Here is a 25,962-nt window from a genome sequence, read left to right as displayed (position 1 = left end):
TGTAATATCACGTGCTATACTCAATATTGCAAACTGGTTTCTGTAATGGATAATTTTGGAATTGATTTCAACAGGAATTCTTTCACCATTTTTTGTTACATGAACAGATTCAAATGTTAATTCCTGGTGTTTGTTTATTTTTTTAATTTTGTCCGCGACTTTTTCTGCATATTCAGGAGAATCAATGTTTTGAGGTCCCATTGAAAGCAACTCATCTTTAGAATCCCCAATCTTAAAGCAGCAGTATCATTAATTTCTAAAAAATTACCTTTCAGGTCATGAACAAAAGCAGCATCATTCATACTATTAAAAAGGTTAAAAAAATCATTATATTGCTGGTCACCTTTTTCATCTGGCATGTTATCCAATCTAATGGATAAAGAAAATTTTTAATAAAAAAGTTTTCATAAAAAATATCTTTAACCAACTTCCTTATAAATTAATTCTCTATTTTTTATAAAATTAGATAAATTCTGCGTCTAATTTAAAAATATCTGGTAATTATATCAAAAAATGGGTGGTTAAAAAATCGAATCCATTTTGCTGGATATTTTAACTTAAAAGGTAAAAATATCGGAATTGGCCGATAATAAGTTTTAACGTAAAGATTATTCTTCTTTCTTTTTTGGATGGTGTGGTTCGGCTGTAAATAACCGATATTTGATATTATCATCCTTTAATTCTTCTTCAATACGCTTTGCAATAATCCTTACCGGATGATGGACTCCACTGACTCTGTTGTGTAAATCGGTAAAATCCTTGAAGTTACCTTTTTTCTTTTCATCAATTATTGCCCACATCAGTTTTTTGCCAATACCCGGTAGAAGTTCAAGCATATGAAGTCTGGTGGTTATTGGGTGGGCATCATTAAAGAATTTGACAAACCTGTCTTCCTGCTCCTGTACAGTATTTTCAAGTATATAAGGAAGTTCAAGCTGTGCGCCATGACTTAAGTCATCATAACTTATTCTGTGTTTGACGTGGTCAACAATCTTTCGTTCACCATCGCCAATATAGACACGGGACTGTATTTCCGGGGAAACACCTTCTTTGGGAACCATTTCCATCAATACAAAGTACCTGTCGCCCACTCCCTGCAAAAGGGGTTTTTTCTGATGAGCAGGTCTGGTATCGTTAGGGTTTCCATAGGGCAAATAATCAAGAACCCATGCATAATCTTCTTTTTGTTTCGGTTTTCCCCTTTTTTTCATATATACCCACCGGTAACTCTACATCTTGTATATACCACTCAATATCCCTATAAGGATTTTATGAGTGTTAATGTTTAGCTTTGTTCCAGAGACTCGTTGACAGTATTTAAAATATCATCAAGTTCCTGTTCTGATAAAGTGTATCTCTCCTTTGAATATATAGCTCTTAATTCATCCCTTGTTTCTGGCAGAATATCAGCTATTTTGACAGCTATTTCTGGTTTCATTTTCTCCAGTTCTAGGAGATTGTTAACCAGTTCCCTTGATTTTTCCGCGCTTATTTTTGAAAAAATTTCAGCATGGTTTATTGATTTTCTTAGTTCGTACCCAAGTTCTTCCCCACGCTCACTACGCTCTTCCATGATTTCATTGAGGCTTTCTTTTACTTCAGCCAGTGTCATTAACTCTTCATCCAGGACTTCTTTGACTATCATTGAGATACACTCTGTTAAAATTTAAATTCGGATAGATTTAACCTAATCTGGACTAATTACTACCAGATTGATTACCTATCAGATAAATATATCTGTTGATATAAAAAGATATTATTTACCTAAAAGTAAATAATACATTTAATTCTGCTTCTGTGGTTTTAGATGTTCTGGCAGAGATATAACCTGTTTTAACGAATCCATATCTCTTACTTGCAACAGGTAAGCTCTTCCACGTTGTCCTATAACTTTTCCTGTTTTACCCTGGAATCTGGGGTTTGGCATGCCTTTCTGGACACTGGGGTCTATATCGATATGGACCATCTGTCCATTTTCAAATTTTTGTATTGCTTTGCTCACTGGAGAAAGTCCTTTCTCACGCACACTTTTTCTTAGTTTACTTCGTGTGGAGCATCTTTCACCTTCTGATTTTGGCATAATTTTCCTCCTTTTTATAGATTAACGTTGATAACATCAAGTTCTGTAACATCAGCCTGTGTGCCGATTATATTTGACAGATTTGGTTCAGTACGTCTGTTATCACCAGAAATCAGTTCCTTTACATAAAGCCCGCCTTCACAATTTACGGTGATTACTGCATGACTATCGGTTAATTCGGATAATTCTATATCATATACACGACGTTTTCGAACCAAATCGCCTCGTCGGTGTGAAACACGTTGAGGAGTTCTTTGTTCAATATCTACTCCTTTAAGATTGTTAATGGCTGATTTAAGTTTTTCCTCTGAAACTGGCTCTTTGAATGTAACTTTAAGTTTATAAACTTTATCCGCGTTAGATGATTTCAGAGTTTCAATCAAATCTCTGGATACGTTTTGTAGGTCTGTAACTTCTACTTTTCCGTTGGTGTATTCATTAATATCATTTTCCAGTTTATTGATATCAAAATGTCGATATGTGGGTCTTACAGCCTCGATTACAAAGGGTCTCCCATCACCAAGCATAAGGGCATCAATATCTTCACGTCCTGACCCATGGAATTTAGTATCGATGCACTGGAGTTTATTAATCACCTGTTTACTGATAAGTTCATCAACAGATTCCTTGTATTGCTTTCCGGTGTATTCGCATGCTTGACATCCTTTTCCTCTGCAACTGCGGCAGGGCCACCTTGTTTGGGGTATGCCTCGAACATGTTTGCGGTAGCGACCGTATATGTAAACAGAACGAACCTCGAGCAAAACGTCTTCTTTTGTGAGGTCAAGCATTACCACGATGTCGGGGTTTTCGAATCCTACTTCTTTTCCTGTCATCACGTTGATACGTTTTCCTATCTCACGGTTTAGTTCTGACTTTAATTGTTCTGCATAGGTAGTTCCGGATTCAGTCCATAAAATTTCTTCATTTTCACTTAAAAGTCCGCTCATTTTGGTGCCAACAAGGAAATTATCGTATTCAAAAGCATCCATTTCCGAAACAGCACGCTCTGCCCACTGTTCCAGATTATCGAAAAGTCCGAGACATACCCAGCATGTTTCATTTTCTGGTTCTATATCTGTCAATCTTCTGGCTATTGGACTGATTGGTGCAAGCTCTTTCAACAGGCTGTCATCATTTTCATCTTTAAGCAGGCGGTCCCCTTCCATGGTAAGATAGGTTTTTATTGATTTTCCGCGTTCATAATTCCCCAGACCTGTTGACAGTTTCGCAAATTGTCGTCCGAGACAGTGGTCACAGATAGTTCCTTCCTGGATTATTTTTCTGGCAATTTCTATAAGGTTCATATAGGTCACTTTAAAATAGGTTCTTGACACGTTGTAATTTTATTAATCTTGGTATGATGCATATGTTTTATTTTTCAAGCGTTCTGTCAAGTTCGTTGTTCAGGATTAGTATACAGTGGTCAGCATGGATAGAATAAGGTGAAACGGATATTAATTTTGCACCAGCGTTTATTATCATCTCTTCTTCTTCCTCTGTAACTCCAATGTGGTCTCCCAAGAAAAAAACCGCATCATTTAATGAACCTGCAGTAGTTCTTATATCATCCCCACCTTCACGAAGGTAGGCAAGGGTTCTACCCTGATTATAAAATTCATTTATTAAAGTCTCGATACTGCCCTGGCGTATCCATACACCGGGTGTAGACTGGATTTCAGATTCTCCTGCATCTTTTTCAAGTGCCTTTTTTATTAATGCGGCACTGCTTCTTTCGTCAGGATTCAGATGTTTTATATTTTCACCGTTGAAACGTATGATTTTACCCGGTTCAGGTTCTCCCAACAACAAAAGGTGAACCTGTACATCATTTCTGATGTCATGGGAAAGGAAGAATGCAGAATTTATACATCTGCATAATATATCCATTCGTCCTGCAGAACCTGGTAAATCATTAAGTGAAAAGTCGCTTGATGTTGACGCTTTATGGCCTATTATTATAAAATCTCGCATATGTATCCTCACTAAGCCAGTTAACTCAGTTTTGTTTTTAAGCAATATTGTGTTTTACTTGTTTTGCAGTAGAGTATATTTTTATATTTAAAACTGATTGCTTAGCCGGTTTAATCCTGCTGGTCTACTTCCCAGATTGCCAGAATTTTATCTACCATTATATATGTGTATCCTTCCTCTTTTATCTCCCATTCACTGGGGCTTATATCGTATTTTGTTACTGTCTGGGGGATTACGTGTTCATATCCTATTTCTTTTATATTCCATTCAAGAGTAATTACACCATCGGTACAGTCAACTATCTTACCTCTAAAATAATCGGGTCCTCCACAATAGATATCAACCTTTTTATTCATGAGGTTGTCTTTTATAAACGATTCCGTGGCACTCCCTCCTTTAATAGATTTGTATGCTTTCAGTTGTTATAAATTTATGTAAAAGCACAATAAAAGATATTACACAAACTAACTATAATAACAGAGGGTGCACATATGGATAATCTGACAACACTTGATGGTAATGTTTCCGGAATTACAGATGCTGGAAACAGAGACCATAACGAAGACAATTGCATGATGATGAAAATTGATGATGCTTATCTTCTTGCAGCAGCAGACGGTCTTGGAGGACATGCAGCAGGAGATGTAGCGTCAGGTATAGCAGTTATGAAACTGGAAGAGTTTTTCAAGGAACAGTATTCAGAAGATATGGATGATGAACAGATAAAAGATTTGCTTTGTAATTGCCATGAACGTATCAATGATGAGGTTATTCAGGCATCTGTAGGTGATAAACAGGGGATGGGGACAACACTTGTTTCCGCGTTTGTGAGGAGTAACAAAGCAATAATAGCAAATACAGGTGATAGTAGAGCCACTGTGGTAGGAACTGGTATAAAATTCAGAACAAAAGACCATTCAATGGTGCAGAGACTCCTTGATCGGGGTATGATAGATGAGGAAACTGCCAGATATCATCCGATGAGCCATATTGTAACCCACTCAATGGGAAACCAATTTAATGTTGATGCATATGAAACAGAGATCGATGAAGAAGAAATACTTGTTTTAAGCAGTGACGGGTTACATGACCATGTTGGTGAATCTGTGCTGGTTGAAAGTGTAGTATCTCAAAAACCTTCTGAAATCGTTAAATACCTGTATGAAAAATCTCTTGAAACAACCACAGATAATGTTACAATTGTTGTATACAAACCCTGAAATTATATAATATGGCTTCTTAACTGCAAAAATACCTTAAGACCTTCTAACTGTTTGTAGTGTACCAAAAATAAAGAGTGTGGAATTATGAAAATACTTACAATTACTGACCCTCATGGGAATTATTCAAAAATAGAACCACTTTTGCAAAAATCAGGGGATATAGACCTTGTATTGATTGCTGGAGACCTGACAAATTTTGGACCTGATGAAAAAGCTGAAGAATTGGTTAGCATGTTTGAAGCACCGGTGCTGGCAGTACCAGGTAACTGTGACCCTATATCTCTTCCTGATTTACTTGACAGGCTGGATGTGAATCTTCACAATACCTCTGTAACCAGAGATGATGTAACTTTCATCGGTTTTGGAGGTTCAAATCCTACACCATTTAATACACCCTTTGAACTCGAAGAAGAAGAAATTGAAAAGCACCTGGAGAGTCTTTTAAACGGTGCAGAAGAATCTGGTAATATCACAGTATTACTTACACATGCACCACCATATTGCACACTGGATGAGGTTTCTGCAGGAAATGTGGGTTGCAAATCAATTGTAAAATTCATGGACAAAGTGGATCTTGTTGTTTGCGGTCATATCCATGAGGCAAGGGGTGTAATGGAACATGGAAAGTCAGTTATAGTAAATCCTGGTATGGCTTCTGATGGTTATGGTGCATTGATTGATATAAACAAGAAAAACACCCCTAAAATAGATGTTCAGATTATAAAGGCATAAGTATGCACAATCAGGAGGTAAATTTACTACGGAATGGATACAGGATTTTGCTATCGACCCACAGTTACTGGATTTTCTCCAGAAACTTTTTCTTTCGTTGTTAATAGGAATACTTGTGGGAATCGAACGTGAACATCGAAGAAAATACCGTGAGGTATTTGCAGGTATACGTACATTTGCTATAACCAGTATAACCGGAATGCTTTCAATATATGTAGCAGAGGTTGTTGGTTTAGAATTTTTGCTTATTACAACTTCTTTTTTTGCACTACTATGTATCTTTTTGGCCTATGCAAAAAACATCATTTTCAACCAGTACGGTTTTACCAGTCCGATAGCACTTTTTAGTACATATATACTTGGTATACTGGTTGCTAAAGAATACTTCCTTTTTGCAATAGTTGGTGCGGTAGTAATTACATTTTTACTTATTGAGAAAAAACCGCTTCACTCTTTCGCGGAAAATCTTTCAGAAGACGACATTTTAAGTGCTGTCCATTTTCTGGCAGTGGCATTTATCTTGTATCCACTTGTACCCGATCAGCCTATTTTTGGTGTATTGAACCTGAAATCTGCAATTTTAATAGTTGTACTCGTGTCAGCAATCAGTTTTATCAGTTATGTATTTCTGAAAAAATTCGGAACTCATGGAGGTGTTTATTATTCAGGTATTTTAAGCGGATTTGTCAATAGTGAAGCTTCAGCTGGAGCATTTGCTTCAATAGCAAAACATAAACCTGCTTTATTAGATGTTAGTTATATAGGTATTCTGCTATCCAATACAGCAATGCTTGTAAGAAACATAATAATAGCGGTTATAGTTGACCCAAGTGGAAGGACTGCATTGTTAATGTTACCGCCCCATCTTGCTATAATTGGTGTATCTTCATTTACAACATTATCAAAAAGAAAAAATATCAAATCCGTGGATGAAAATCTTGAATTAAATTCACCTTTTGCACTGGGTCCGGCTTTTAAATTCGGTGCAGGGTTTACGATACTGTTAATAGTGGCCAAATTTGCAAATGATATTGCAGGAACAACAGGAATTTATGCAACTGCTATCGGTGGTCTTGTCAGCAGTGCGGCGGTAACTGTTTCTGTAACCACACTTGCCGTTAACGGAGGTATATCATTTACAACAGCAGCAGAAACTGCTGTAATAGCAAGTATTATCAGTACATTGAACAAAAATATCCTTATTAATCTTTCAGGTACAAAGCAGTTGTTTGATATATCCAAGTATACTTATGTTTTACTTGTGATAGTGGGGTTTGTTGCACTTGTAATATGGGCTGTTTATCTGCGGGTATCAGGTTTTACATTCTAAACAGGGATAACTTATGTATAACAGTTATATTAAATTTAAACCGGTATGGTTTGATTCAATGGGAGCAAAATCTACCTGTACACTGGTAACAACACCAGATACGAGTTTAATAATCGACCCAGGTGCTGCAATAATGCACAAAACTTTTCCGATTTCTGAGTTTGCTAAATCGGATTATCTTAATCAGGCAAAAGAAAGTGTTATGAAAGCTTCAAAACATGCAGAACATGTTGTTATAAGCCACTATCACTACGACCATCTAATGGTTGATGATAACTCCAGGTATCTCTATCAAGGCAAAAACCTCTGGGTAAAAGACCCCAATCAATGGATTAATTATTCACAATGGGAACGTGCAAGAAAGTTTCTGAAATGGCTGGGTAAAATCAAAAAATACCGGATACAGTATACCAAACCTAAAAAAACCAGTTTCAAAGATCCCTTCGATGAACTTGAAATTTTAAAGAACAAAAATTACAGTGGTCAGCAGGCAAATGAGGATTTGATTTTAAAAGGTAATAAATGGTTTTCAAAATTAAGTAGTCAATGGTCTAAAACAAACTGGATAAATGTGAAATCTGATGCTGTCAATTTTGCAGACGGTAGCGGTTTTCAGAAAGGTGATACAAGAGTAAAGTTCAGTGAGCCGTTATTCCACGGTGTAGAATATTCAAAGACAGGATGGCTAATATCTACAATTGTAGAATACCGCAATATCAAGTTGCTCTATACTTCGGATTTACAGGGACCGATTATAGAAGACTATGCACAATGGATAATCAATGAAAATCCAGATATATTAATACTTGATGGACCTGCAACATATCTTCTTGGATATATGTTAAGTAATGTAGATTTAAAGCGCAGTGTGGATAATGCGGTGGATATAATTGAAAACTGCGACCTTGATATAATGATATATGACCACCACCTTCTACGTGATTCATCTTACAAAGAGCATACATCCAGCGTATGGGAGGCCGCTAAGAAAAGAAATGTACAACTTCTTACAGCGGCTGAATATAACGGTGATATACCTATACTGGAGAAAAATAAATAAACTTAATCAATAAAGTTATTAATTTTCAAAATCATTAATATTTTGGAGTAAAATATGATACCTAAATTCATTGCTATAATACTGGTTTTAATACCTCTTATTCTTGCAGGATGTGTGGAAAATGGAGAAGTTGTTCCGGATGATAATGAAACAGATGGGGATTCGCCACCGGTTGATAATAATTCAAAAAACAACATGACTCCTCCTGAAGATAATGATACAGATGTTAATGTAACACCTGATGTCAATGAAACTGCAAATGAGACACCGGCTAAAAAACCAGAATCTGTATTGATAAGATTACAGAGTTATGCGTCATTGCCTTCAGAAGTTGAAATTAACAAAGGTGACACTGTGGTCTGGCAAAATTTCCAGACTGACCCGAAAAGACCGTTTACACTTGTAAGTGAAGATAGACTTTGGGAAAACACCACTATAGTTTACAGACAAACGTTCAAATACACTTTCAATGAAACAGGTACATACAATTTCAGTGTCAGACCATTTTCACAGAGGATGAGCGGAACCATTACAGTAAAATAAAACCTAATATTGATTAATTTCAGATGAGTTATAATAATGTCACAGAAGGGTTGACAAAAATATGGATTCCCGAACCACCACAGGATGCATCGTTCCCTCCATCCTCTGCATCTGTTTTTTATAACCCTGAAATGGAATTGAACAGGGATATTACAGTAGTTGCAAATGCTGTTTATTCACAAAGGTTGTCTGCAAAGTATGGATTAGCTCCTTCTGATGTAACATATGCAGATGCACTTGCTGCATCTGGTGCCCGGGGAATCAGGGTATCAAATGAGATAGGTTTAGACACTACATTAAACGATTGGAACGAGGAAGCATATAAACTAATTCTAAAAAACGCAGAGCTAAACGATGTTTCAGACCTGACAACTGTTTTTTCCAAAAATGCCAATGTACTCTTATTCGAAAACAGATATGATATAGTAGACCTTGACCCCTTTGGGACACCTGTACCATATCTGGAATCTGCAATTTTTTCTAGCAGACATTTACTCGAAATAACAGCTACAGATACAGCGCCTTTATGTGGAGCTCACTTAAAATCAGGAATCAGAAAATATTCAGCAGTACCCCTTAACAATGAATACCACAGGGAAATGGGTGTACGAATACTTCTTGGGAAAGTGGCACGGGAATTTGCAAAATATGATAAAGCAATGATACCGCTTTTATCTCATGCAACTCGGCATTATATACGTACATATCTACAGGTTAAAAAAGGGGCTAAAAGGGCTGATGATGCCCTTAAACACATGGGTTTTATATCCCACTGTGATAAGTGCGGTTTCAGAAAAACTGTATATGGACTCGCTGTCAGTATAGATAATAACTGTCCTTTATGCGGAAACAAGACTAGTATTGGAGGACCTTTGTGGCTTGGTTCTCTTCATGAAACCGACTTCTGCAACGAAATATTACAGGAAATTGATAACCATCAGTTAAATAAAAGAGAAAACACCAGAAAAATAATTACACTTTGTAGGGACGAGCTTGAATATCCTACTTATTATGATTTGCACCTTATCTGTAAACGTCAGGGTGTTTCTGCTATATCCATGAACAGGTTAATTGATTTACTCATAGGAAACGGTTATAGTGCCTCAAGAACACATTTTAGTGGTACATCTTTTAAAACCGATGCTGGAATCGATGTTATCAATGATATTGTACATTCATCGTTTTCCAAATAACGTATAGAAAATAATATATAATAAATTATATAATAGACACATTAAGTACAATTTTTAATATTATTAAGGAGTGCATTATGGCTGAAAAACATGCAGAAAATCTGTTCTTACAGGAAAAACCAACACTGGCTTTGCTTGCGATATGGTCATTTGAAAGAACCTATGCATCTGTAATTACAAAGGAAATCAATTCTACTTTTGCTCATACAACCAAAATCCTGTCCAAAATGGAAGATTGCGGACTCGTGCAGTTTAAGATGGATGGACGTGTTAAATATGTAGAACTTACAGACAGAGGTATGGATGTTGTAAACGCCCTGAAAAATTTAATCCTTAAACTTGAAAATGAAACTGAAGAAAATAGTCCAGACAGCAACATTTCAACTACTTTTCAAAATGGTGAATCACAATCCAGTGAAGAATCCGAGAATCAGAAAGATCAATCCATAAACAGCAAAGTAGTGAGCCTGCGTTTGAAAATAGAAAATATTTATGAAGAATTATCCAATAATAATGAAGATAATGAAGCTATAGCTCGCAAATTGGGACCCTTTAAAAGGGATATTAAAAAACTTGAAGACCAGATAGAATCATCCCAGAATCCAGTAGATGATATAGCAATTATAACATTAAATGATACAAGACAGCGTCTGGATAATATTATCAATCAAAATCAATAAAAGGATTAGCCATGAGGTCTGTAATACTGCTTCTTCAAATATATAGAAATACTGAGCGTGCGATTCATTCTATAAAAAATATGATTTATAATGACCTTAAAGAACTGGAGGTATCCGTAGATGTATCCGCTACTCCAGAAGGTTGGGTTCAGGTGGATCTTTCCGGTGAAGATGAGGAATTTTCTGCAAATTATCTTTTGAGTGAATATAAAACTCCAGTTGATAAAGTTGAACCCGGTAAAGAATACAAGGGATATATCCAGTCAATTAAATCTGACAGGATACTAGTTAATGTAGGTATAGAATTATCAATTCCACAAAGCCATTTGAAGCCTCTAGGTACAGGTAATGTAGAACAGATTGCATCCAGATTCGGGATTATACCCTATTTACCGGTATCAGTTGATGTTACAGACAATTCGGAATATCCAAAAGCACGCTTTACAAAGAAACAGATTGATATGTGGTGGGACTGGAAAAAGTCCAGTACAGATAGAGTTATAGCAAATTCAGCAACCCGTTCGGAATTAAAATCAGCTATTAAAAAGAAAGGTCACGGCAAGGATATATATGGGATTGAACGTCTGGGTGTGATGGAACATGCAATAGTATGTCGTGAGGATACAGATGGTCCGGGGATAGTTGCAGAAATAGGTAAACTTTTAATATCTGATCTTGGTGTAGTTGTAGGTAACGGATAATTTTAATATCGGTTTATCATTTTGTACATGCAGTGATTATGACCATTGCCCTGACATTCAGTTTCTTTTATAGTGCCCCCTATTCCTGAATTGCCGGTAATAATACCCTCCAATAGACCCGCACTGAAAGAACATAGTTTTTTATCAACAGATGGCACAGAACAACATTCAAAACAGTCATTAATAACAATCTCAAGCGGGTTAATATTGTTTATATTGATTTCACCCAGTCCATTTTTACTCCAGAAAACCGCAATTTCATCAAGCAAATCTTTTAAATTGTTTGATTCAAAACTATCGGACAGATTTGTTCCTATGTCTTTACCAATATTTTTAATGACAGGTTCATAATCGATACCATGCGACTCGAACCCAAATCTTAAAGCCTGAAATACATGTTTTAAAAACCGGCGGTCATCAGGTAATGCAGACCCAAACACCTGTAAGACATTATTATAGTGTTTGGCCAGTGGTTGCTAAGAAGATGCAATAAGTTGGCAGTTTAGATGATAGTTTTTTTTGCGTTTATCATTATCATCAGATGTTTCTTTTATGAGATTGTACTGCCGCAGGTCGTTGAGATGTACAGATATCGTAGATTTTGCTTTATTTGTACACCTAACGATTTCATCAAAGGATTTTGGACCTGATTCGAGTAATTCCAAAACTTTAATTTTTACCGGGGTATTTAATGCAACAAATCCGTCTCCGTTTGAAAAGAGAGTTGTACGATTCCCATAATTCATCGTAATAATAAATAATTTACACTCTATATAAAAGTTCGCAATTGTTCGAATGAGGTATTTATGAATAAAGCAATCCTTATACCAAAAGAGAAGGTTGAATATATCCGTTGTTATCTTTCTGAAAAATGTTTACTTGACAGATCCAGGAAAATCAAAAGAAGCAAAAAATATCCTGACAAATACCTCGAAATCCCGGTTAATGATGATGTGGACGGTTACAAGGTTATTGAACAGGATGAACCAGAGTATTATAAACCAGTAACCAGTTCCCTAAAAGAAAAGCTTAGCGGATATGTACCAGAAACTGAAATTCAACATCTTCCAACAGGTTGGCAGGTTTTGGGTAATCTAATTATTGTGAGAATACCTGAAGAACTTGAACACAGAAAAAAAACAATTGCTTATACACTTCTTGAAATGTATCCAAAATGTAGGTCGGTAGTAGAAGATTTTGGTATAGAGGGACAGTTTAGAAGACCCAAAAGAAAACTTATTATCGGAAATGAAACCGAAACCATACACAAAGAAAACCAATGTTACTTCAAACTGGATGTAGCAGACATAATGTATTCAAAAGGGAATCTGGATGAGCGCCAGCGGATGAGCAAACTTGGAGAAGATGAACTGGTTGTGGACATGTTTTCAGGAATAGGGTATTTTTCCATACCAATGGCAGTGCATTCTAAACCCAAAAAACTCATTTCTATTGAGATAAATCCGATATCCTTTAAATATTTACAGGAAAACATAAACCTAAACCGTGTTGATGGTACAGTAATTCCTGTTTGTGGTGATTGCAGTCTATATACTCCAGAGAATACAGCAGACCGGGTTTTGATGGGTTATGTTAGAACAACACACTATTATTTAAAATACGGAATAAAAGCGCTCAAAGAGTCTGGTGGTATGCTTCATTATCATGAAACAGTTCCTGAAAACCGTCTTTATGAAAGACCAGTTTCAAGGATAAAAAATGTTGCTTCAGAATTTGGAAGAACAGCACAAATCTGTGGACATCGCACGATTAAAAAATATTCACCTGGAGTTTATCATGTAGTAGTCGATGCTTATATATACAAACCCAAATAAAAAATAAAATAAGTACTGGTTTTATTCAAAACCCAGTTTGTTCATTTTATCAATTAATTCACTGCTTACGTTTGTAAAATTCTGTATTCCACCAGTCCAGGCAGCCATCATCATGGCATCGTAGATTTCGGTACGGGTTGCTCCGAATTTTTTGAGTCTTTCAAGTATTTTGGATGCACTTTCCACGTTGTTGGAGGCACAGGCAACTGTGAATACAAGTATATGCTTTTCTTTCATGGACAATCCGTTTTCCCTTTCGTCCCATATTGCCTGATAGAATTCTGCTATACCTTCTGCAAAATCTTCATTTATTTCGTCTGCGAATTTAATTGCTTTTGGAAGAAATCCCTTTACTTCTTGTATTTCATCTTTTGTGCTTTTTTCCATATGTATCACTGATGAGTAGATTTATTGTATAAAATATAATGGTTTGTTGTTATAACTGATTTGCTGTTATTATTATATTGGTTATAATTTTATTGTGTTGTTTGTCAGGTCTGAATCAATGATGTAATCAAAATCAATATAACTATCCCATTCTTGTTCCTGGAAAACCGATTGGAAACATATACCAATTATCATTTTGTTTTCAGAATTTTCCTGTAGTTTTGTTATTATGTCATTAACGTCTGCAGGGTCGATACCCATTTTCGGCATTGCAAGCCCGCCCAGTAATACTACAGTATCCGCACTTGGGTCTGTTTTATCACTGAGTTGCATACCGTCCTCTGTAGCTATTACGGATTTTGCATTTTCATATTTTAATCCGGGTATAAAAGCCATTTCTTTTCCCGTTTCCCTGATAACGAATGCAAGCAGTTCTGCAAAAGGTGTACAGAAACCCGGTGAACCGATAAATGTTATTTTGTTCGAATTTTTAACTAATTCCCTGAACCCTGTAAGTTGGCCACCTATACCCTTAGTGGTTTTTAAGACTTCCATATAATCCCCCTTTAATAAAAAATGTACAACCATCAAGGAGGTTGTACAATCTGGATAAAGATTACAAATAATCTGTTAGCAATTATTAACTAACAGTTAGAGATTTTTGACGCCAAAGGAATCCAGAAGTATACCTGGATTTATTCGTCCACTTGTCACAGTCTTTTTGTTGGTCAGGTCATTGACAGTGATTTTTGCAGGTGCAAACATGTTTGCATCTATCTTGTAAAAGTCAAAGTTTGCTTCCTTGAATGTATCATAGAACGGTTTGCCATAATCTCTGGAGTTTGCAGATGGTGTTTTCTTTACAAAATCCTCGAGTTCTTCTACATTGTCACTGCCGTATTCAACGGTATAATATGTTTCTCCACAGTAAATAACGCAGTCGTTTGTTGATCCCATGCATTTTGTGTCTCCACCAACTACGGGTGCAATGGGTGCAACACCGAAACCACTTTTTATTTTGTTTATATCGAATCCTACTGATTCAAGTTTGTGGATGCCTGTTTCGACCACACGTGCAGATACCTGGACAGAGCCTGCTATAGAGGAGGTTGGTGCTACAGCAATGTAGACATTATCTGTTTCAACACCGCAGTGTTTTGCTATGTATTCAACTACTTCTTCATCAGGAAGTGTGCTTGATTCCAGTACAAGGACAGCTACTTCTATGTCGTCTTTGTATCCGATTTCTTCATAAAGGCTCTTTGGTTTGAGTCCGAGTGCTCTTGCAGGACCTGAACCCATGCCGAAATAATCGCCGACAGAAATCATCCATCCTGCGTATTGGGATGCCATACATGCAATAGTTGGCTGGTCAGTGGCTACTTTTATCGCAGGTACAGTGACACCATCAAGGTCGAATTTTGTGTATGTCAATTCTGCAAGGTCAGCAACACAGAGCCTTGATAAATACATGCCTGCATCGTATCCACCTTCTACATTGACACCACAGTCAATGATAGTAGCACCATTTTCAAGTTCTTTGGATTCTATTTTTAACTCTTCTTCCCAGTCAAGCATTTCATCGATTATATACAGTCCTTTCTCGTTAACGCTTATCACATTATCACCTTTTCCAATTTGTTTTCATTGGAATTAGGTAGAGGAGCATATATAATTGCCGATTTTTTTTGAAAGGATAAATGATAATGAGAACTATTATTTTGATGTAAGCAGAAAAAGAATAAAAATGGCGCCGAGGGGGAGATTCGAACTCCCGAGGTGCGTCAGCACCACCGATTCTCAAGACCGGCGCTTTAGTCCACTCTGCCACCTCGGCTTATTTGCGGACGTAAATGACAGTTTATATCATAAAAGGGTTTTGATTGAAAATGGTATTGTAAGAGAAACTGATAAAATAAATCAGCAGAGAATTTATTCTCCGCTGGATTCAGTTTCTGCCACTGTTTCTTCAGATTCGGATTCTTCGGTTTTGCTGGATTCAGGAGGATATTTTTCCACGTACTGGATTTCCTCAATGCCAAGATGTTGCATCAGTTCGCTTGCAATTCTGCCTTTGACCATCAACCATCTCTGGTTGAAAGTAAGCTCGTTAGGAATATTAATTATAGCAGTATTGTTTTCTATTTTTGCATCCATTTCTGGCATTCCAGTGTAGAGTGCAAGAAGACCCTGCAGTTTTTCATCATCGTCTTCTATTTTTTTATCTATGGAATAATCATAGGTGACAGTTTTTCCTGCCAGAGGATGGTTGAAATCGACACGGACCCTACGACCGATAACCCTTGAAACAACGCCTTTCCTGTTGTCAATCTGTACTTCCATTCCTGGATAAGCATTACGGTCTTGCAACTTTGTTATTGAATGGGATTCTACAAGTTTAGGGTCATGTTCTCCAAATGCTTTTTCGGGAGGAATTTCTATTGTACCGGAGTCTCCTTCTTCTTTTCCAATCAATTCTTCATCCAGTCCTTTTATTGTGTGACCTGCACCGGCTACAACAACATCTCCGCCATACATTCCCTGTTCATTGTATATACCGTTTTCTTTTGCAACGTTTTCATCAGTGGTGTCAAACACGATGCCGTCTTCAAGTTTTCCGGTATATGATAGTTTTATGAAGTCTCCTTCCTTTATTGTCAAATTAATCAACTCGGTTAATACTGGTTATTATTATATTTACAATATCTATCTTCTCTGCAATATACATATGCATTTAATAACTTTTTGGAATAATTCCCACTAAAGATTACAAGAACCTTGATGGAACTTCCTGATTGGCAAGCAGGTCTGCGTAGGTTTCGGCTTTTCTTATAATATCGACATCACCATTGTTAACAAGTAGCTCTGCACATCTTGTTCTGCCATTATACTGGGAACTCATTGAAAATCCGTAGCCACCTACATCCAGAAATGCAATCACATCTCCTTTCTCTATTTCTGGTAATTCACGGTCAGTTGCCATGATGTCTCCTGTTTCACATATAGGTCCAACTATAGTATAGGTGTCTTCTGCGTTTTTATCTGCCTTGTTGGCTACTACTGCGTGGTGATAGGCATCATACATCACGGGTCTTATCATGGTGTTAAATCCGGCATCGACACCAACAAATTTTTTCGCAGCATTTTTCATAGTATTTACACTGGTAAGAAGTATAGTAGAGTCTCCAACCAGATAACGTCCAGGTTCAAGAACAAGTTTTGGTTTTATTCCTTCTGCTTCGCACCTTTCATTGAAAATTGGAACTATACAATCCGCAAGGTCTTTTGGTGTAGGTACTTCTATGTTTTTCTCATAAGGAATCCCGAGACCCGAACCAATATCCACAAATTCAAACTCTACACCCAGCCTTGATATCTGCTCTACAAGATCCATCATTTTGTTTACAGTTTCGGCGAAAGGTTCTACTTCAAGTATCTGGGATCCGATGTGACAATGGATTCCTACTGGATTTACACCGGGTTTATCAAGAGACTGTTTGTATGCACTTACAACCTCTTCGTGAGGTATTCCGAATTTGGATGTTTTAAGACCTGTAGATATCTTGGGATGGGTTTTTGGGGAAACATCAGGATTAACCCTAAATGCAATGTCAACAATTTTGCCCTCATTCTTTGCAATTGATGAAAGTGTGTTCAATTCATCAAAGGAATCAACAGACACCCTTACACCGGTCTGGACTGCCATCAATAATTCTCTGTCTGATTTGGAGTTACCATTAAAAAGTATTTTATCACGAGGAATTCCGGCAAGCAGGGCTGTATAAAGTTCGCCATCAGAAAAAACATCTGCACCTGCACCTTCTTCAGCCAGTATTTTGAGGATGGTAAGATTGCCATTGGCTTTGGCTGCATAAAATAGGTCTGCATCAGGGAAAGCTTTTTTGTATCTTCTGAAATTATCTCTTATTCTCTGTTCGTTTGTAACATAAATCGGTGAGCCGTATTCATTAACAAGGTTTGAAGCGTCAACACCACCTATGGTAAGTCTACTGTTTTCTATTTCCAGATGGTTTTTTATTGTAAACATATTTTATACCTCATTTTATTATCATTCAATAACCTAAGGTCTTAATGCAATTTTAATAATATTAGTTTTGCTATAAATTAAATTGTAGAAAAATGCCAGAAACTATTGGTTTTTCAGGAAAAAAATAGTTTATTGGAAATGTTTTAGTTTTTCCAGATTGGATAAAAATTGATATTGCGTAACTGGAATTTGTTTTTCACCAAATCCGTTCTGTAGTATCCGATTATTATCACTTCTACTGTGCGCTTTCCTTCAACAACAATAAAATAACATATGACTTTGAGCATGTTTCCATCTTTTTCAGCAACCATATTCATTGTAACATGATGTTTTTCAGAAAGTCTTTTTTTATTTAATCTGGTGTTTTTATTCCTTTTTATCGTTTGTTCTCTGAATTTAATCCGGTCACTGTCTGTAAATTCATTTTCAAGCAAGTTTGTAATCTGTAAATCAGTGTTTGTACTGTCATCCGGAAGAAAATGTGAAAGGCAAATATTTGCAATCCTAATTTTGTCTTTATTTGTTAAATCTATACTATAACCCCCACGTTATTTAATCCCAAAACAGGTGTTTATATTAACCAGATTTATAATTTCGGAAACTTTGTTTTTTATAAAACCGTTAAAATACAAGTAGACATTTATAAGATAGATTAACAATAAAATCTCGAGTTCAATGATACCTGAAAAATCGTATGACATAATTGTTGTGGGTGCAGGACCAGCAGGGTCAACAGCGGCCAATTATGCGGCCAGAAATGGCAAATCAGTCCTTTTAATAGACAGGAAAAAAGATATAGGCACACCTTTACAATGTGGTGGATTTTTACCTCATTATGAAACATTAAGAGAACTGGTTCCAAATGCTGAATTACCCTACACTCTTGAAGAATATCCTTCAGAATGTATCCACACCACAACAAGTTGCCAACGTTTTATAGCACCGGATGGCTGTTCAAAACAATTTGATGTTACAGCAGATGCAATAGATAGGCGACGTTTTGATAAATATCTTGCAAAAGAAGCTGCAAAATCCGGTGTACAGGTTATGCCGGGAACAACAGTAACAGAAATTAATGGTTCAACGCTGGAACTTGAGGGGGTTTTTGGCAGTTTTACAACTGATGCAGATATAATCATAGGTGCAGATGGTCCAAATTCAACCGTTGCAATGAGTAAAGGTTTGTCCCGTGAATACGACCCGATGTCTATTGGTACTGCTTTTGAATACGAAGTAAGCGGTGTTGATGTGGACAGAAACGCAGTTGAAATGTATTTTGGTAAGGATTATGTACCCGGTGGATACGCATGGATAATATCCCAGGGAGGTGATACAGCAAATATTGGGGTTGGTATAAGAGAGACTTTATTTAAAAAAGGCATGTGTGCAAGGGATTATCTTAACAAATTTATGTATGAGCATCCGATAGCAAGTGAAAAATTAAAGAAGGGTTCAGTGGTTTCAGTAGTTTCAGGTATAGTTCCAGTAGGGGGAGCTCCTAAATACACGGTAGCTGACAATACCCTTATCGCAGGAGATGCAGCAGGTCACATTATAGCTACCAATGGAGGCGGAATACCTACAGCAATGGTTGCTGGAAAAGTTGCAGGTGAAACTGCTTCTGAATCCATAGATGGTAAATGTGAGCTTGCTGAATATGAAAAACGCTGGAAAGCTCAGATGGGTATGGAAATAAGGACTGCAGTGTATATAAGAAAACTCATGGACAGACTTATGCGTTCTGATTACATGATGTCAAAAGCTATTAGGCATACATCACCGGAACATATGAAAGCCATCCAGTGTGGTCAGTTACCTGATGTTGTAAAAAAAACACTTTTAAAAATGAATCAGGGGTCAATGTAATTATGTATGTATTTGTATATGGAACACTAAAATCTGGATGTGTGAATTCTAATCTTTTAAATAATGCTGATTTTATATCTTCTGCATCTACAGTTGACGAATATACAATGCTTGATTTTGGTATTTTTCCGGGGGTAGTGGAGGGCAACACATCAAAGATTTATGGAGAGGTCTATGATGTGTATTCTAAAACACTTGTATCGATAGATGAGTTTGAAGGTGTATGGTTCTGTAGGGACGAAGTCCGGCTTGATAATAACATGATTGCGTATATGTATTTCCTTGTACAGATACCAGACGCTTTTGAGAACAAGTATGATATAGTTGAAAGCGGAAATTGGATATGCTAATATGCCAGTCAATTCTTACAGTAATACCTCTAAACAAGGGACAATCTGTTATACAGCACACGGAAACCTGTATTTGAATATAACAAACCGATGTACTGCAAGGTGTGTGTTCTGTGTACGAGACCTATCGGACGGAGTTTACGGGTACAACCTGCGTCTTTTATATGAACCATCAGTTGAGGAAATTAAGCAGGCACTTGAAAAAAATAATTTCTTAAAATATCGGGAAATAGTTTTTACAGGTTTTGGAGAACCTACAGTCCGTCTGGATGATATGCTATTTTTAATCCGGTGGCTTAAAGGTCATGGTACCTATGTAAGACTGGATACAAATGGACATGCACAATTGCTATATCCTAACAGGGATGTAGTTAAAGAATTGAGAGATGCAGGTCTTGATTCGGTTTCAATAAGTCTTAATGCCGAATCCGAGGATATATACAATAGACTTTGCCAGCCTAGATATAAAAATGCTTATCAGTCAATGCTTGATTTTACAGAAAAAGCCGTAAATTTAGGTATACGTACCAGAATGACAGTAGTGGGTTTTACAGAAATCGATATTGAAAAATGTAAGCGTATTGCCGATAATATGAGTGCGGACTTCCATGTACGTTGAAATATAATAAAATTATATGTATTTTAGAAGGTCATCGCGTTTTGCCTCATGCAAACGGTTTTTAATAAGGTTCCTTGCTGATTGTATATCACCATTTTTAACACTTACAGGAGCGATAATATCTGTCCATTGTTTCCATGGGGGACTCATACCGAGCCTTTCAGCAATACCATTCATTGTCTGTTCATAGTCTTTGGATTTTATTTTATCAATTTTGTTTATTGCAACAATAGTGTCGATATTCAGTTCATTTAAAAATTCAAACATTTCAATATCGATAGGAATTTCGTCTCTTGCATCCCATCTATCAGCTATATCTATAAATGCTGGACCATCTACAATAAGCACAGCAAATTTTATCCTTTTTGCATTGTTTTCAAAGTAGCGGACAATCTTGTCGTGGACAATATCTTTTTTCCGGTCTTTGACCCCGCTCATAAATCCGAATCCGGGCATATCGGTTACCAGCATATCAGAATAGCAGATGCTGTACGGTTTTAATGTGACACCCGGACGTTTACCTACTCTTAGCTTTTTACCGGTAAGTTCACGGATGAATGAAGATTTACCTACATTTGACCTGCCTGCAAAAACAATTTCCAGATTGATATTTTCAAAATTATCCTTTTTCCCTTTTTTCATGATGGTTTTTAATTTTCAGTATTTTATATAAAAGAACTTATGAACTCGTTTATTCTGTCACCTATTGATTTCATTTGGTTATATGCATTGTTTGGAAGTGATTTTATCTGTTCAAATATTCCTTTTTCAGTCTGGTTCTGTTCCTTTACCTTGCTGTCAGATGTATTAGTAGTATTCTTAGTTTTTCCACCGATACTTTCGAGTTCATCTGATTTTTGTACAGGCACATCTCCAACATTTAACATAAACCTTTCAGTCCGTACTGTGTCACTGTATCTTTTTTGGTCTATAAATTCTGCACTTGCCGCAGGAACTATTACATTACCCTTATCTTTCATCTTTATAGAATAATCTAAAGTACGTTTCTGTGAAGGATGTAAAATCAAGCTGTCTTTAATATTACCCTCAATAAGTTCTGCTTTTGCTGGTAACCGGTCTTCAATATTAACCGTTGCTGAACGGTCACCTGTGTTGTGAACATCTACTGTTATATTTACTACATCATCAACTTTTAAATCTTTGGTGGCATCTATTGTTTTTGTAATGTTAAGTTTTGGACCATGAACAGTTATCCATGAAGGTTTAGTAGTATTGTTATGTATCGGTTCATATTCTGTTATGTTTTTATGGTAGGTTATGCCCAGATGAGTAAGAGCTATATGGGTAGGTGGTAGTTTGAATTCACCAGCTTTAAGAGACTTGATATGGTAGCTGAACTGTTTGGTGCTTTTCCCGTCCAGATCCATGGAAATATTTACATTTTTATCAGGGTCTACAACAAAATGATTTGGCAAACTTTCATTTATTTCTATATTTTCAAAATCAATATCTTTTAAATTTTCAATTTGTAATGTTATACGAGCACGTTCATTGATATATACATCCTTTCCTCCCCATTTTTTAACTTCAAGTGTGGTGTTAATCCATGTTTTGTTTATCTTTCTGAAAGTTTTTAATTCCTCTGGGTTTTTTGCTTTATATACTCCGATTTTTGTATAAGGAGTTGAAACGCTTTCGTTGTTCACAATATCAAAAGAATTTATTTTAAGTGACCCATTGAAAACTTCAGAAGCGGTATTGTTGTTATAATCCACTTTGGGCTGAATAGTAGTATTGTTTACAGAAAGTATAGACCTCCAAGAAGTAGTGCTGTTTTTGACTGATATGACTACATGTTTAATATCACTGAATTCAGAAGCTTTGGAAAAATCTTCAACTTGGATATCATATCCGCTAACTTTTATAGTGTCTCCCCAATAGAGTGTATAATTGCCTTTATGAGTCCATTCACTCACATTAGTTTCATTTGTCGTGTTTCCATCATCTGCGCAAGCTACACCTGTAAAGGCTATTGATGCTATCAATAACAATATTATCGGTTGAATCCTATAAAAATTCATAAAATCATCCTTCGTTTTTTATTTACTTTGTTTTCTATAAAGGAAATAAACACATGTAAACATTCCAATAGTCAGCAAACCTGTGAATCCGGGTTGTTTAACCGGTTCTGACTCATCTTTCTTCTGGTTGGTTGAGCCAGAGGTACTACCACCAGAACTGCCTGAATTATCTGTCTGTTTTTCAGAATTTGCGGATGTATTTACCCACATTTCTGGACGGTTGGAAGTTTTCTTTCCGCTGTATCCATCCATATCTATAAATGTCAATGTTGCAGCAGGTAATTTCACATGACCTTCATTATTAAATTTAACAGTATAACTAAAACTCTTAGAATTACCGGACTTTACCACATCTTTAAAATGTCTTGCTCCTTTAACAAATTCAACATTTGATGGTAAATCTGTGTCAGAAACGTTGACATGGGTATTTTTGTTACCAGTGTTTTTTATTTCAACGGTAATTTTTGCATTTCCGCCGGGAACTATACCTGTGGTATTTACTATTTTATTGAATACGAGATAGGGGCCATTAATTTTAATCTGGGGTATGTCCGATGTAGTTTCATATTTTTTCGAATTGGGCGCTTTGAAACTTGCAGATGCAGTGGGTAGTTTATATTTACCGGGTTCTAAAGGTTGCAATGAGTAACTATACAGTTTTTTGGTAGTTTCATCTGGTTCAAGTGAAATTGTTTTGTTACGGGTGATGTTGTTTCCAAGTTCCAGTTTATCGGTGACTGGATTGTTTACGTTTATATTATTCAGTTCACAGAGACCATCATTTCTAACATTTACAAGCACATAGGCGGTATCTGTCATGTATATTTCATCAGTTACAGTTTTTGTAACAATCAAATTCCATTTTTTCTTGATGGTGATTGATTTTGATTCGGTATCACTGAAATTGTCGTTGTTTGTATCATAACCGTTAGCATCAGCAGAAATGTCAAATGATTTTTTATCCCACAGAAGGGGAACATCCAGTTTAACAGTAAAAGTCTGTGATGTTTTACCTTTTTCAATTGATTCGATTTTGTGGTTGAGTTCCCCCTCTACAAGTTCAAACCCACCGGTATCAATGTTTAATTCAACATCGTCAATTTCGGCATTACCTTTATTTTCAACTTTTAGTTCAGCAGTTATTTTAGAAGGATTGGAGGATTTTTTGGGGTCATAGGTGTCTTTTTCTGTATTAATATGTATTTTCAAATTTGGAAGACCTCTTTTTTGTATCTGGATTTTTGCTTTAGGGTCTTCCATATTACCTGTCCAGTCATTGACATTAGTTTTTATTTTTTTTATATAGACCCGTACATCATCCCCTCCACTTTTATCGCGATAGCTTAGAGATTCTCCAACTGTAAGTGCTCCCAGTTTTTTTCTTTCACCATTTTTTGTAATTTCGATGGATACGTATTTTTTTCCGCTTTCTTTATAATCAAAATCCTTTGCTGTTATTACATAATCATTGTAGTTTGTTGAATCTCCCCAATGGAGAGTATTTGTTTTTTTATTCACCCAATTAACATCATCAAGAGTGTAGGCGGTGGCTGATGAACAGAAACCAAATATAAGAATTAGAAGTATGAATATCGTTTTTTTTGCCATACTGACATCTCGTATATTTTCTTTTAACCAATTAAAATTTTATATTTATATTATAATCTCTTAAGTATGTTTTAATTATTTATCACTCATTATATATTTTATTTTTTATAGGTCTTATATATAAATTGTATTAAAAAATAGTTCACCCACCAAGTGTAATATCCTGTTTATCATACCAATCGATAGCATCATTAAGATGTTTGGGTTTAAAATCTGGCCAGTAATTGTCTACAACATAAAAATCCGAATATACCGATTGTACAGGTAAAAATCCGCTCAAACGCCTTCTACCTCCCCACCGAATAATAAGATCAATCCTGGATATTTCTTTTGAGTTAATCTTATCTATTATATCTTTTTTATTATTTGTGGATTTATTTTTGTTGTCCGGATTTTTAAGTCCTTTTAAATCCCATTGCCATCCATAATTTACCAGCAGGTTGACTTTTAGATTTCCGTCTCCAAAGGTTTTTCTGCTGGTGTATGGTATCAATTTTTCAGGAAACATTGGGGATTCAGTATCACCGACTATCAGAAACTGTGACCCTTCATCGATAGCACCATTTGCTGCTTGTATACATGCATTGGTGAAGGCTTTAGTCTGTTCAGATGTTCTTTTGGTATTGTCCATTGTAAATCCATAGAAGGTTAATTCTTCTACACCCATATTTTTACAGAGGCGTATTAATTCGATACCTGGATCGACTCCATAGTCATATCCTTTTTCTTTAGATAATCCTCTTTTTAGAGCCCATCTCCTGTTTCCATCAGGGATGACTCCTATGTGTTTTGGTATCCTCATCTATTTAACTCCCCATATAAAATATGACAAATTAGTTTTTAAAATTAACTTTTTTAGGCTATATATTTTATATAGATAAATATATTCTAAATTCATAATCTATATATATTATACTGAAAATTAATAGATATAAAATGAGATGAAAATATAGTGGGGTTGGGAGTGGTTGTCATTCAAGAAAAGGAGATAACAAATATGGATATTAAACAAAACAAAGCAACCTGTAAATATACAGGTAATAAATCCAGTAAAACAATCATTAACAGCAGTGGTTTCACTGAAATTATAAATTCAGAAGAACTTGAACTATATCAGTTTATGGTCGGTGGACTTCAGGCTAAATAACCAGTTTTGAAGGAGTTTAATGTATAATCAGATTGAACAAATTTGTATAATACGTAAATTTCAACTTAAAAAACAAGTGGTTGGTTCCTATCGCTACCGAAATTGTGGAGGATTGACTTCAGTAAATCCACGTTTGTCCAGACTATAAGGGGTATGTATATGTGTAAAATAGAAAAACTGGGGTATTCCAAATATAATAAGCAACGATATTGCAGGGAATGTATAATTTACAATCAATTGGGTAAATGCGAGTATCTCAAATGGTGCGAATCAGATAATCAGGAAAATAATATGTCAAAATCAAATGTCTACAATCTGGAGAAAAGCAAATCACCACTTCAGGATTAGGACAACTGTCAGCCCATCTATTTGAACTTGGGGGTATTAAGTCAGCACTTTGGATTAAATTTTTTAGTTGTAGTTGTTGGATATATGATTTGGTCTAACATCTACACGGGGTTGTTTCATCACTCTTTAAACGAAATTTATAGATATTTTTTAATCTTTGATTTAAGGAGACGGTTAGAAACCGTTGGCTTTCACG

At 36.0% G+C, this 25,962-nt stretch carries 33 protein-coding genes and 1 tRNA gene; 14 read left to right on the top strand and 20 right to left on the bottom strand.

The window, feature by feature from the left end:
* The 7 genes from QZ276_RS10400 to QZ276_RS10370 all read right to left on the bottom strand — a co-directional run.
* On the bottom strand, positions 1-201 hold a 201-nt coding region (locus QZ276_RS10400), incomplete at its 3' end, for a PAS domain S-box protein (RefSeq protein ID WP_292487757.1).
* A 407-nt stretch (positions 202-608) separates the two neighbouring features.
* Positions 609-1,211: a DUF655 domain-containing protein gene (locus QZ276_RS10395; protein WP_292487753.1), complete on the bottom strand. Its 603-nt coding sequence runs from the start codon at positions 1,209-1,211 to the stop codon at positions 609-611.
* A gap of 74 nt (positions 1,212-1,285) precedes the next feature.
* Positions 1,286-1,645: an RNA polymerase Rpb4 family protein gene (locus tag QZ276_RS10390; RefSeq protein ID WP_292487750.1), complete on the bottom strand. Its 360-nt coding sequence runs from the start codon at positions 1,643-1,645 to the stop codon at positions 1,286-1,288.
* A gap of 138 nt (positions 1,646-1,783) precedes the next feature.
* The gene (locus QZ276_RS10385; RefSeq protein ID WP_013195037.1) at positions 1,784-2,080 is read right to left on the bottom strand and encodes a 50S ribosomal protein L21e; all 297 of its coding nucleotides are present in this window, start codon (positions 2,078-2,080) and stop codon (positions 1,784-1,786) included.
* Between the two features lie 14 nt (positions 2,081-2,094).
* A complete protein-coding gene (locus QZ276_RS10380) occupies positions 2,095-3,387 on the bottom strand; it encodes a tRNA pseudouridine(54/55) synthase Pus10 (protein ID WP_292487746.1) in 1,293 nt (430 codons plus the stop codon).
* Positions 3,388-3,454: 67 nt separating this feature from the next.
* Positions 3,455-4,054 carry a tRNA (pseudouridine(54)-N(1))-methyltransferase TrmY gene (trmY, locus tag QZ276_RS10375; protein WP_292487745.1) on the bottom strand — a complete coding sequence of 200 codons (600 nt, stop codon included), beginning with the start codon at positions 4,052-4,054 and terminating at the stop codon, positions 3,455-3,457.
* Positions 4,055-4,164: 110 nt separating this feature from the next.
* The gene (locus QZ276_RS10370) at positions 4,165-4,425 is read right to left on the bottom strand and encodes an MM0924 family protein (protein ID WP_292487755.1); all 261 of its coding nucleotides are present in this window, start codon (positions 4,423-4,425) and stop codon (positions 4,165-4,167) included.
* A gap of 120 nt (positions 4,426-4,545) precedes the next feature.
* On the opposite strand from QZ276_RS10370, the gene QZ276_RS10365 reads away from it, so the two are divergent.
* The 8 genes from QZ276_RS10365 to QZ276_RS10330 all read left to right on the top strand — a co-directional run bounded on the left by QZ276_RS10365 (position 4,546) and on the right by QZ276_RS10330 (position 11,516).
* Complete coding sequence (locus QZ276_RS10365) at positions 4,546-5,274, top strand: PP2C family serine/threonine-protein phosphatase (RefSeq protein WP_292487742.1); 729 nt, start codon at positions 4,546-4,548, stop codon at positions 5,272-5,274.
* 87 nt (positions 5,275-5,361) lie between these two features.
* Positions 5,362-6,009: a metallophosphoesterase gene (locus tag QZ276_RS10360; protein WP_292487740.1), complete on the top strand. Its 648-nt coding sequence runs from the start codon at positions 5,362-5,364 to the stop codon at positions 6,007-6,009.
* A 97-nt stretch (positions 6,010-6,106) separates the two neighbouring features.
* On the top strand, positions 6,107-7,339 hold the full coding sequence (locus QZ276_RS10355; protein ID WP_292487737.1) for an MgtC/SapB family protein: 1,233 nt from the start codon (positions 6,107-6,109) through the stop codon (positions 7,337-7,339).
* 13 nt (positions 7,340-7,352) lie between these two features.
* Positions 7,353-8,399 carry an MBL fold metallo-hydrolase gene (locus QZ276_RS10350; protein ID WP_292487734.1) on the top strand — a complete coding sequence of 349 codons (1,047 nt, stop codon included), beginning with the start codon at positions 7,353-7,355 and terminating at the stop codon, positions 8,397-8,399.
* A 54-nt stretch (positions 8,400-8,453) separates the two neighbouring features.
* Positions 8,454-8,942, top strand: a complete 489-nt coding sequence (locus QZ276_RS10345; RefSeq protein ID WP_292487731.1) for a cupredoxin domain-containing protein — start codon at positions 8,454-8,456, stop codon at positions 8,940-8,942.
* A 23-nt stretch (positions 8,943-8,965) separates the two neighbouring features.
* Positions 8,966-10,135: a tRNA (guanine(10)-N(2))-dimethyltransferase gene (locus QZ276_RS10340; RefSeq protein WP_292487729.1), complete on the top strand. Its 1,170-nt coding sequence runs from the start codon at positions 8,966-8,968 to the stop codon at positions 10,133-10,135.
* Between the two features lie 77 nt (positions 10,136-10,212).
* Positions 10,213-10,815, top strand: coding sequence for a MarR family winged helix-turn-helix transcriptional regulator (locus QZ276_RS10335; RefSeq protein WP_292487726.1), 603 nt, complete (start codon positions 10,213-10,215; stop codon positions 10,813-10,815).
* An 11-nt stretch (positions 10,816-10,826) separates the two neighbouring features.
* Positions 10,827-11,516 carry a DUF2110 family protein gene (locus QZ276_RS10330; RefSeq protein WP_292487724.1) on the top strand — a complete coding sequence of 230 codons (690 nt, stop codon included), beginning with the start codon at positions 10,827-10,829 and terminating at the stop codon, positions 11,514-11,516.
* Between the two features lie 2 nt (positions 11,517-11,518).
* Here the strand turns inward: QZ276_RS10330 and QZ276_RS10325 are convergent, their stop codons facing one another.
* Positions 11,519-11,956 carry a V4R domain-containing protein gene (locus tag QZ276_RS10325; RefSeq protein ID WP_292487721.1) on the bottom strand — a complete coding sequence of 146 codons (438 nt, stop codon included), beginning with the start codon at positions 11,954-11,956 and terminating at the stop codon, positions 11,519-11,521.
* Between the two features lie 36 nt (positions 11,957-11,992).
* Positions 11,993-12,262, bottom strand: a complete 270-nt coding sequence (locus QZ276_RS10320; protein WP_292487717.1) for a helix-turn-helix transcriptional regulator — start codon at positions 12,260-12,262, stop codon at positions 11,993-11,995.
* Between the two features lie 60 nt (positions 12,263-12,322).
* On the opposite strand from QZ276_RS10320, the gene QZ276_RS10315 reads away from it, so the two are divergent.
* Positions 12,323-13,351 (top strand): class I SAM-dependent methyltransferase family protein, encoded by a 1,029-nt coding sequence (locus QZ276_RS10315; protein ID WP_292487714.1) that lies wholly within the window; start codon positions 12,323-12,325, stop codon positions 13,349-13,351.
* 21 nt (positions 13,352-13,372) lie between these two features.
* On the opposite strand, the gene QZ276_RS10310 is transcribed toward QZ276_RS10315, so the two are convergent.
* From QZ276_RS10310 to QZ276_RS10280, 7 genes are all read right to left on the bottom strand, one after another.
* Complete coding sequence (locus tag QZ276_RS10310) at positions 13,373-13,738, bottom strand: carboxymuconolactone decarboxylase family protein (RefSeq protein WP_292487712.1); 366 nt, start codon at positions 13,736-13,738, stop codon at positions 13,373-13,375.
* A gap of 81 nt (positions 13,739-13,819) precedes the next feature.
* Positions 13,820-14,293, bottom strand: coding sequence for a DUF2124 domain-containing protein (locus tag QZ276_RS10305; RefSeq protein ID WP_292487710.1), 474 nt, complete (start codon positions 14,291-14,293; stop codon positions 13,820-13,822).
* A gap of 96 nt (positions 14,294-14,389) precedes the next feature.
* Positions 14,390-15,358: a methenyltetrahydromethanopterin cyclohydrolase gene (mch, locus tag QZ276_RS10300; RefSeq protein WP_292487708.1), complete on the bottom strand. Its 969-nt coding sequence runs from the start codon at positions 15,356-15,358 to the stop codon at positions 14,390-14,392.
* A 128-nt stretch (positions 15,359-15,486) separates the two neighbouring features.
* Positions 15,487-15,575: transfer RNA gene (locus QZ276_RS10295), tRNA-Ser, on the bottom strand.
* A 95-nt stretch (positions 15,576-15,670) separates the two neighbouring features.
* Positions 15,671-16,399 (bottom strand): peptidylprolyl isomerase, encoded by a 729-nt coding sequence (locus QZ276_RS10290; protein WP_292487705.1) that lies wholly within the window; start codon positions 16,397-16,399, stop codon positions 15,671-15,673.
* Positions 16,400-16,505: 106 nt separating this feature from the next.
* Positions 16,506-17,786, bottom strand: coding sequence for a diaminopimelate decarboxylase (lysA, locus tag QZ276_RS10285; protein ID WP_292487703.1), 1,281 nt, complete (start codon positions 17,784-17,786; stop codon positions 16,506-16,508).
* A 143-nt stretch (positions 17,787-17,929) separates the two neighbouring features.
* Positions 17,930-18,220, bottom strand: coding sequence for a hypothetical protein (locus QZ276_RS10280; RefSeq protein WP_292487701.1), 291 nt, complete (start codon positions 18,218-18,220; stop codon positions 17,930-17,932).
* 241 nt (positions 18,221-18,461) lie between these two features.
* Between QZ276_RS10280 and QZ276_RS10275 the strand changes: the two genes are divergently transcribed.
* The 3 genes from QZ276_RS10275 to QZ276_RS10265 are packed head-to-tail and all read left to right on the top strand — an operon-like array spanning position 18,462 to position 20,621.
* Positions 18,462-19,652, top strand: a complete 1,191-nt coding sequence (locus QZ276_RS10275) for a geranylgeranyl reductase family protein (protein ID WP_292487699.1) — start codon at positions 18,462-18,464, stop codon at positions 19,650-19,652.
* A 2-nt stretch (positions 19,653-19,654) separates the two neighbouring features.
* Positions 19,655-20,002, top strand: a complete 348-nt coding sequence (locus QZ276_RS10270; RefSeq protein WP_292487696.1) for a gamma-glutamylcyclotransferase — start codon at positions 19,655-19,657, stop codon at positions 20,000-20,002.
* 1 nt (position 20,003) lies between these two features.
* Entirely contained in the window at positions 20,004-20,621 is a 618-nt protein-coding gene (locus tag QZ276_RS10265) for a TatD family nuclease-associated radical SAM protein (RefSeq protein WP_292487694.1), read from the top strand.
* Positions 20,622-20,633: 12 nt separating this feature from the next.
* On the opposite strand, the gene engB is transcribed toward QZ276_RS10265, so the two are convergent.
* The 4 genes from engB to uppS all read right to left on the bottom strand — a co-directional run bounded on the left by engB (position 20,634) and on the right by uppS (position 25,073).
* Complete coding sequence (gene engB, locus QZ276_RS10260) at positions 20,634-21,263, bottom strand: GTP-binding protein EngB (protein ID WP_292487692.1); 630 nt, start codon at positions 21,261-21,263, stop codon at positions 20,634-20,636.
* A 23-nt stretch (positions 21,264-21,286) separates the two neighbouring features.
* Positions 21,287-22,663 (bottom strand): BatD family protein, encoded by a 1,377-nt coding sequence (locus tag QZ276_RS10255; RefSeq protein WP_292487690.1) that lies wholly within the window; start codon positions 22,661-22,663, stop codon positions 21,287-21,289.
* 18 nt (positions 22,664-22,681) lie between these two features.
* Positions 22,682-24,271, bottom strand: a complete 1,590-nt coding sequence (locus QZ276_RS10250; protein ID WP_292487688.1) for a hypothetical protein — start codon at positions 24,269-24,271, stop codon at positions 22,682-22,684.
* A 142-nt stretch (positions 24,272-24,413) separates the two neighbouring features.
* Positions 24,414-25,073 carry a polyprenyl diphosphate synthase gene (gene uppS, locus QZ276_RS10245; RefSeq protein ID WP_292487686.1) on the bottom strand — a complete coding sequence of 220 codons (660 nt, stop codon included), beginning with the start codon at positions 25,071-25,073 and terminating at the stop codon, positions 24,414-24,416.
* 195 nt (positions 25,074-25,268) lie between these two features.
* On the opposite strand from uppS, the gene QZ276_RS10240 reads away from it, so the two are divergent.
* Together QZ276_RS10240 and QZ276_RS10235 are read left to right on the top strand one after the other, a co-directional pair.
* The gene (locus QZ276_RS10240; protein WP_292487683.1) at positions 25,269-25,418 is read left to right on the top strand and encodes a hypothetical protein; all 150 of its coding nucleotides are present in this window, start codon (positions 25,269-25,271) and stop codon (positions 25,416-25,418) included.
* 159 nt (positions 25,419-25,577) lie between these two features.
* Positions 25,578-25,766 carry a hypothetical protein gene (locus QZ276_RS10235; RefSeq protein WP_292487681.1) on the top strand — a complete coding sequence of 63 codons (189 nt, stop codon included), beginning with the start codon at positions 25,578-25,580 and terminating at the stop codon, positions 25,764-25,766.
* The last annotated feature ends 196 nt before the right edge of the window (positions 25,767-25,962 follow it).

Source organism: Methanohalobium sp. (assembly GCF_018609725.1).
Lineage (GTDB): Archaea > Halobacteriota > Methanosarcinia > Methanosarcinales > Methanosarcinaceae > Methanohalobium.
Note: the sequence above shows the minus strand (reverse complement) of the source record. Positions and strands in the feature narration are given on the sequence as shown.

What these genes read in the sequence shown, in the direction of transcription:
- QZ276_RS10395 (WP_292487753.1), bottom strand. Translation starts at nt 1,211, where the DNA reads ATGAAAAAAAGGGGAAAACCGAAACAAAAAGAAGATTATGCATGGGTT.
- QZ276_RS10390 (WP_292487750.1), bottom strand. Translation starts at nt 1,645, where the DNA reads ATGATAGTCAAAGAAGTCCTGGATGAAGAGTTAATGACACTGGCTGAA.
- QZ276_RS10385 (WP_013195037.1), bottom strand. Translation starts at nt 2,080, where the DNA reads ATGCCAAAATCAGAAGGTGAAAGATGCTCCACACGAAGTAAACTAAGA.
- QZ276_RS10380 (WP_292487746.1), bottom strand. Translation starts at nt 3,387, where the DNA reads ATGAACCTTATAGAAATTGCCAGAAAAATAATCCAGGAAGGAACTATC.
- trmY (WP_292487745.1), bottom strand. Translation starts at nt 4,054, where the DNA reads ATGCGAGATTTTATAATAATAGGCCATAAAGCGTCAACATCAAGCGAC.
- QZ276_RS10365 (WP_292487742.1), top strand. Translation starts at nt 4,546, where the DNA reads ATGGATAATCTGACAACACTTGATGGTAATGTTTCCGGAATTACAGAT.
- QZ276_RS10360 (WP_292487740.1), top strand. Translation starts at nt 5,362, where the DNA reads ATGAAAATACTTACAATTACTGACCCTCATGGGAATTATTCAAAAATA.
- QZ276_RS10350 (WP_292487734.1), top strand. Translation starts at nt 7,353, where the DNA reads ATGTATAACAGTTATATTAAATTTAAACCGGTATGGTTTGATTCAATG.
- QZ276_RS10345 (WP_292487731.1), top strand. Translation starts at nt 8,454, where the DNA reads ATGATACCTAAATTCATTGCTATAATACTGGTTTTAATACCTCTTATT.
- QZ276_RS10340 (WP_292487729.1), top strand. Translation starts at nt 8,966, where the DNA reads ATGAGTTATAATAATGTCACAGAAGGGTTGACAAAAATATGGATTCCC.
- QZ276_RS10335 (WP_292487726.1), top strand. Translation starts at nt 10,213, where the DNA reads ATGGCTGAAAAACATGCAGAAAATCTGTTCTTACAGGAAAAACCAACA.
- QZ276_RS10330 (WP_292487724.1), top strand. Translation starts at nt 10,827, where the DNA reads ATGAGGTCTGTAATACTGCTTCTTCAAATATATAGAAATACTGAGCGT.
- QZ276_RS10320 (WP_292487717.1), bottom strand. Translation starts at nt 12,262, where the DNA reads ATGAATTATGGGAATCGTACAACTCTCTTTTCAAACGGAGACGGATTT.
- QZ276_RS10315 (WP_292487714.1), top strand. Translation starts at nt 12,323, where the DNA reads ATGAATAAAGCAATCCTTATACCAAAAGAGAAGGTTGAATATATCCGT.
- QZ276_RS10310 (WP_292487712.1), bottom strand. Translation starts at nt 13,738, where the DNA reads ATGGAAAAAAGCACAAAAGATGAAATACAAGAAGTAAAGGGATTTCTT.
- QZ276_RS10305 (WP_292487710.1), bottom strand. Translation starts at nt 14,293, where the DNA reads ATGGAAGTCTTAAAAACCACTAAGGGTATAGGTGGCCAACTTACAGGG.
- lysA (WP_292487703.1), bottom strand. Translation starts at nt 17,786, where the DNA reads ATGTTTACAATAAAAAACCATCTGGAAATAGAAAACAGTAGACTTACC.
- QZ276_RS10275 (WP_292487699.1), top strand. Translation starts at nt 18,462, where the DNA reads ATGATACCTGAAAAATCGTATGACATAATTGTTGTGGGTGCAGGACCA.
- QZ276_RS10270 (WP_292487696.1), top strand. Translation starts at nt 19,655, where the DNA reads ATGTATGTATTTGTATATGGAACACTAAAATCTGGATGTGTGAATTCT.
- QZ276_RS10265 (WP_292487694.1), top strand. Translation starts at nt 20,004, where the DNA reads ATGCCAGTCAATTCTTACAGTAATACCTCTAAACAAGGGACAATCTGT.
- engB (WP_292487692.1), bottom strand. Translation starts at nt 21,263, where the DNA reads ATGAAAAAAGGGAAAAAGGATAATTTTGAAAATATCAATCTGGAAATT.
- QZ276_RS10255 (WP_292487690.1), bottom strand. Translation starts at nt 22,663, where the DNA reads ATGAATTTTTATAGGATTCAACCGATAATATTGTTATTGATAGCATCA.
- QZ276_RS10250 (WP_292487688.1), bottom strand. Translation starts at nt 24,271, where the DNA reads ATGGCAAAAAAAACGATATTCATACTTCTAATTCTTATATTTGGTTTC.
- uppS (WP_292487686.1), bottom strand. Translation starts at nt 25,073, where the DNA reads ATGAGGATACCAAAACACATAGGAGTCATCCCTGATGGAAACAGGAGA.
- QZ276_RS10240 (WP_292487683.1), top strand. Translation starts at nt 25,269, where the DNA reads ATGGATATTAAACAAAACAAAGCAACCTGTAAATATACAGGTAATAAA.
- QZ276_RS10235 (WP_292487681.1), top strand. Translation starts at nt 25,578, where the DNA reads ATGTGTAAAATAGAAAAACTGGGGTATTCCAAATATAATAAGCAACGA.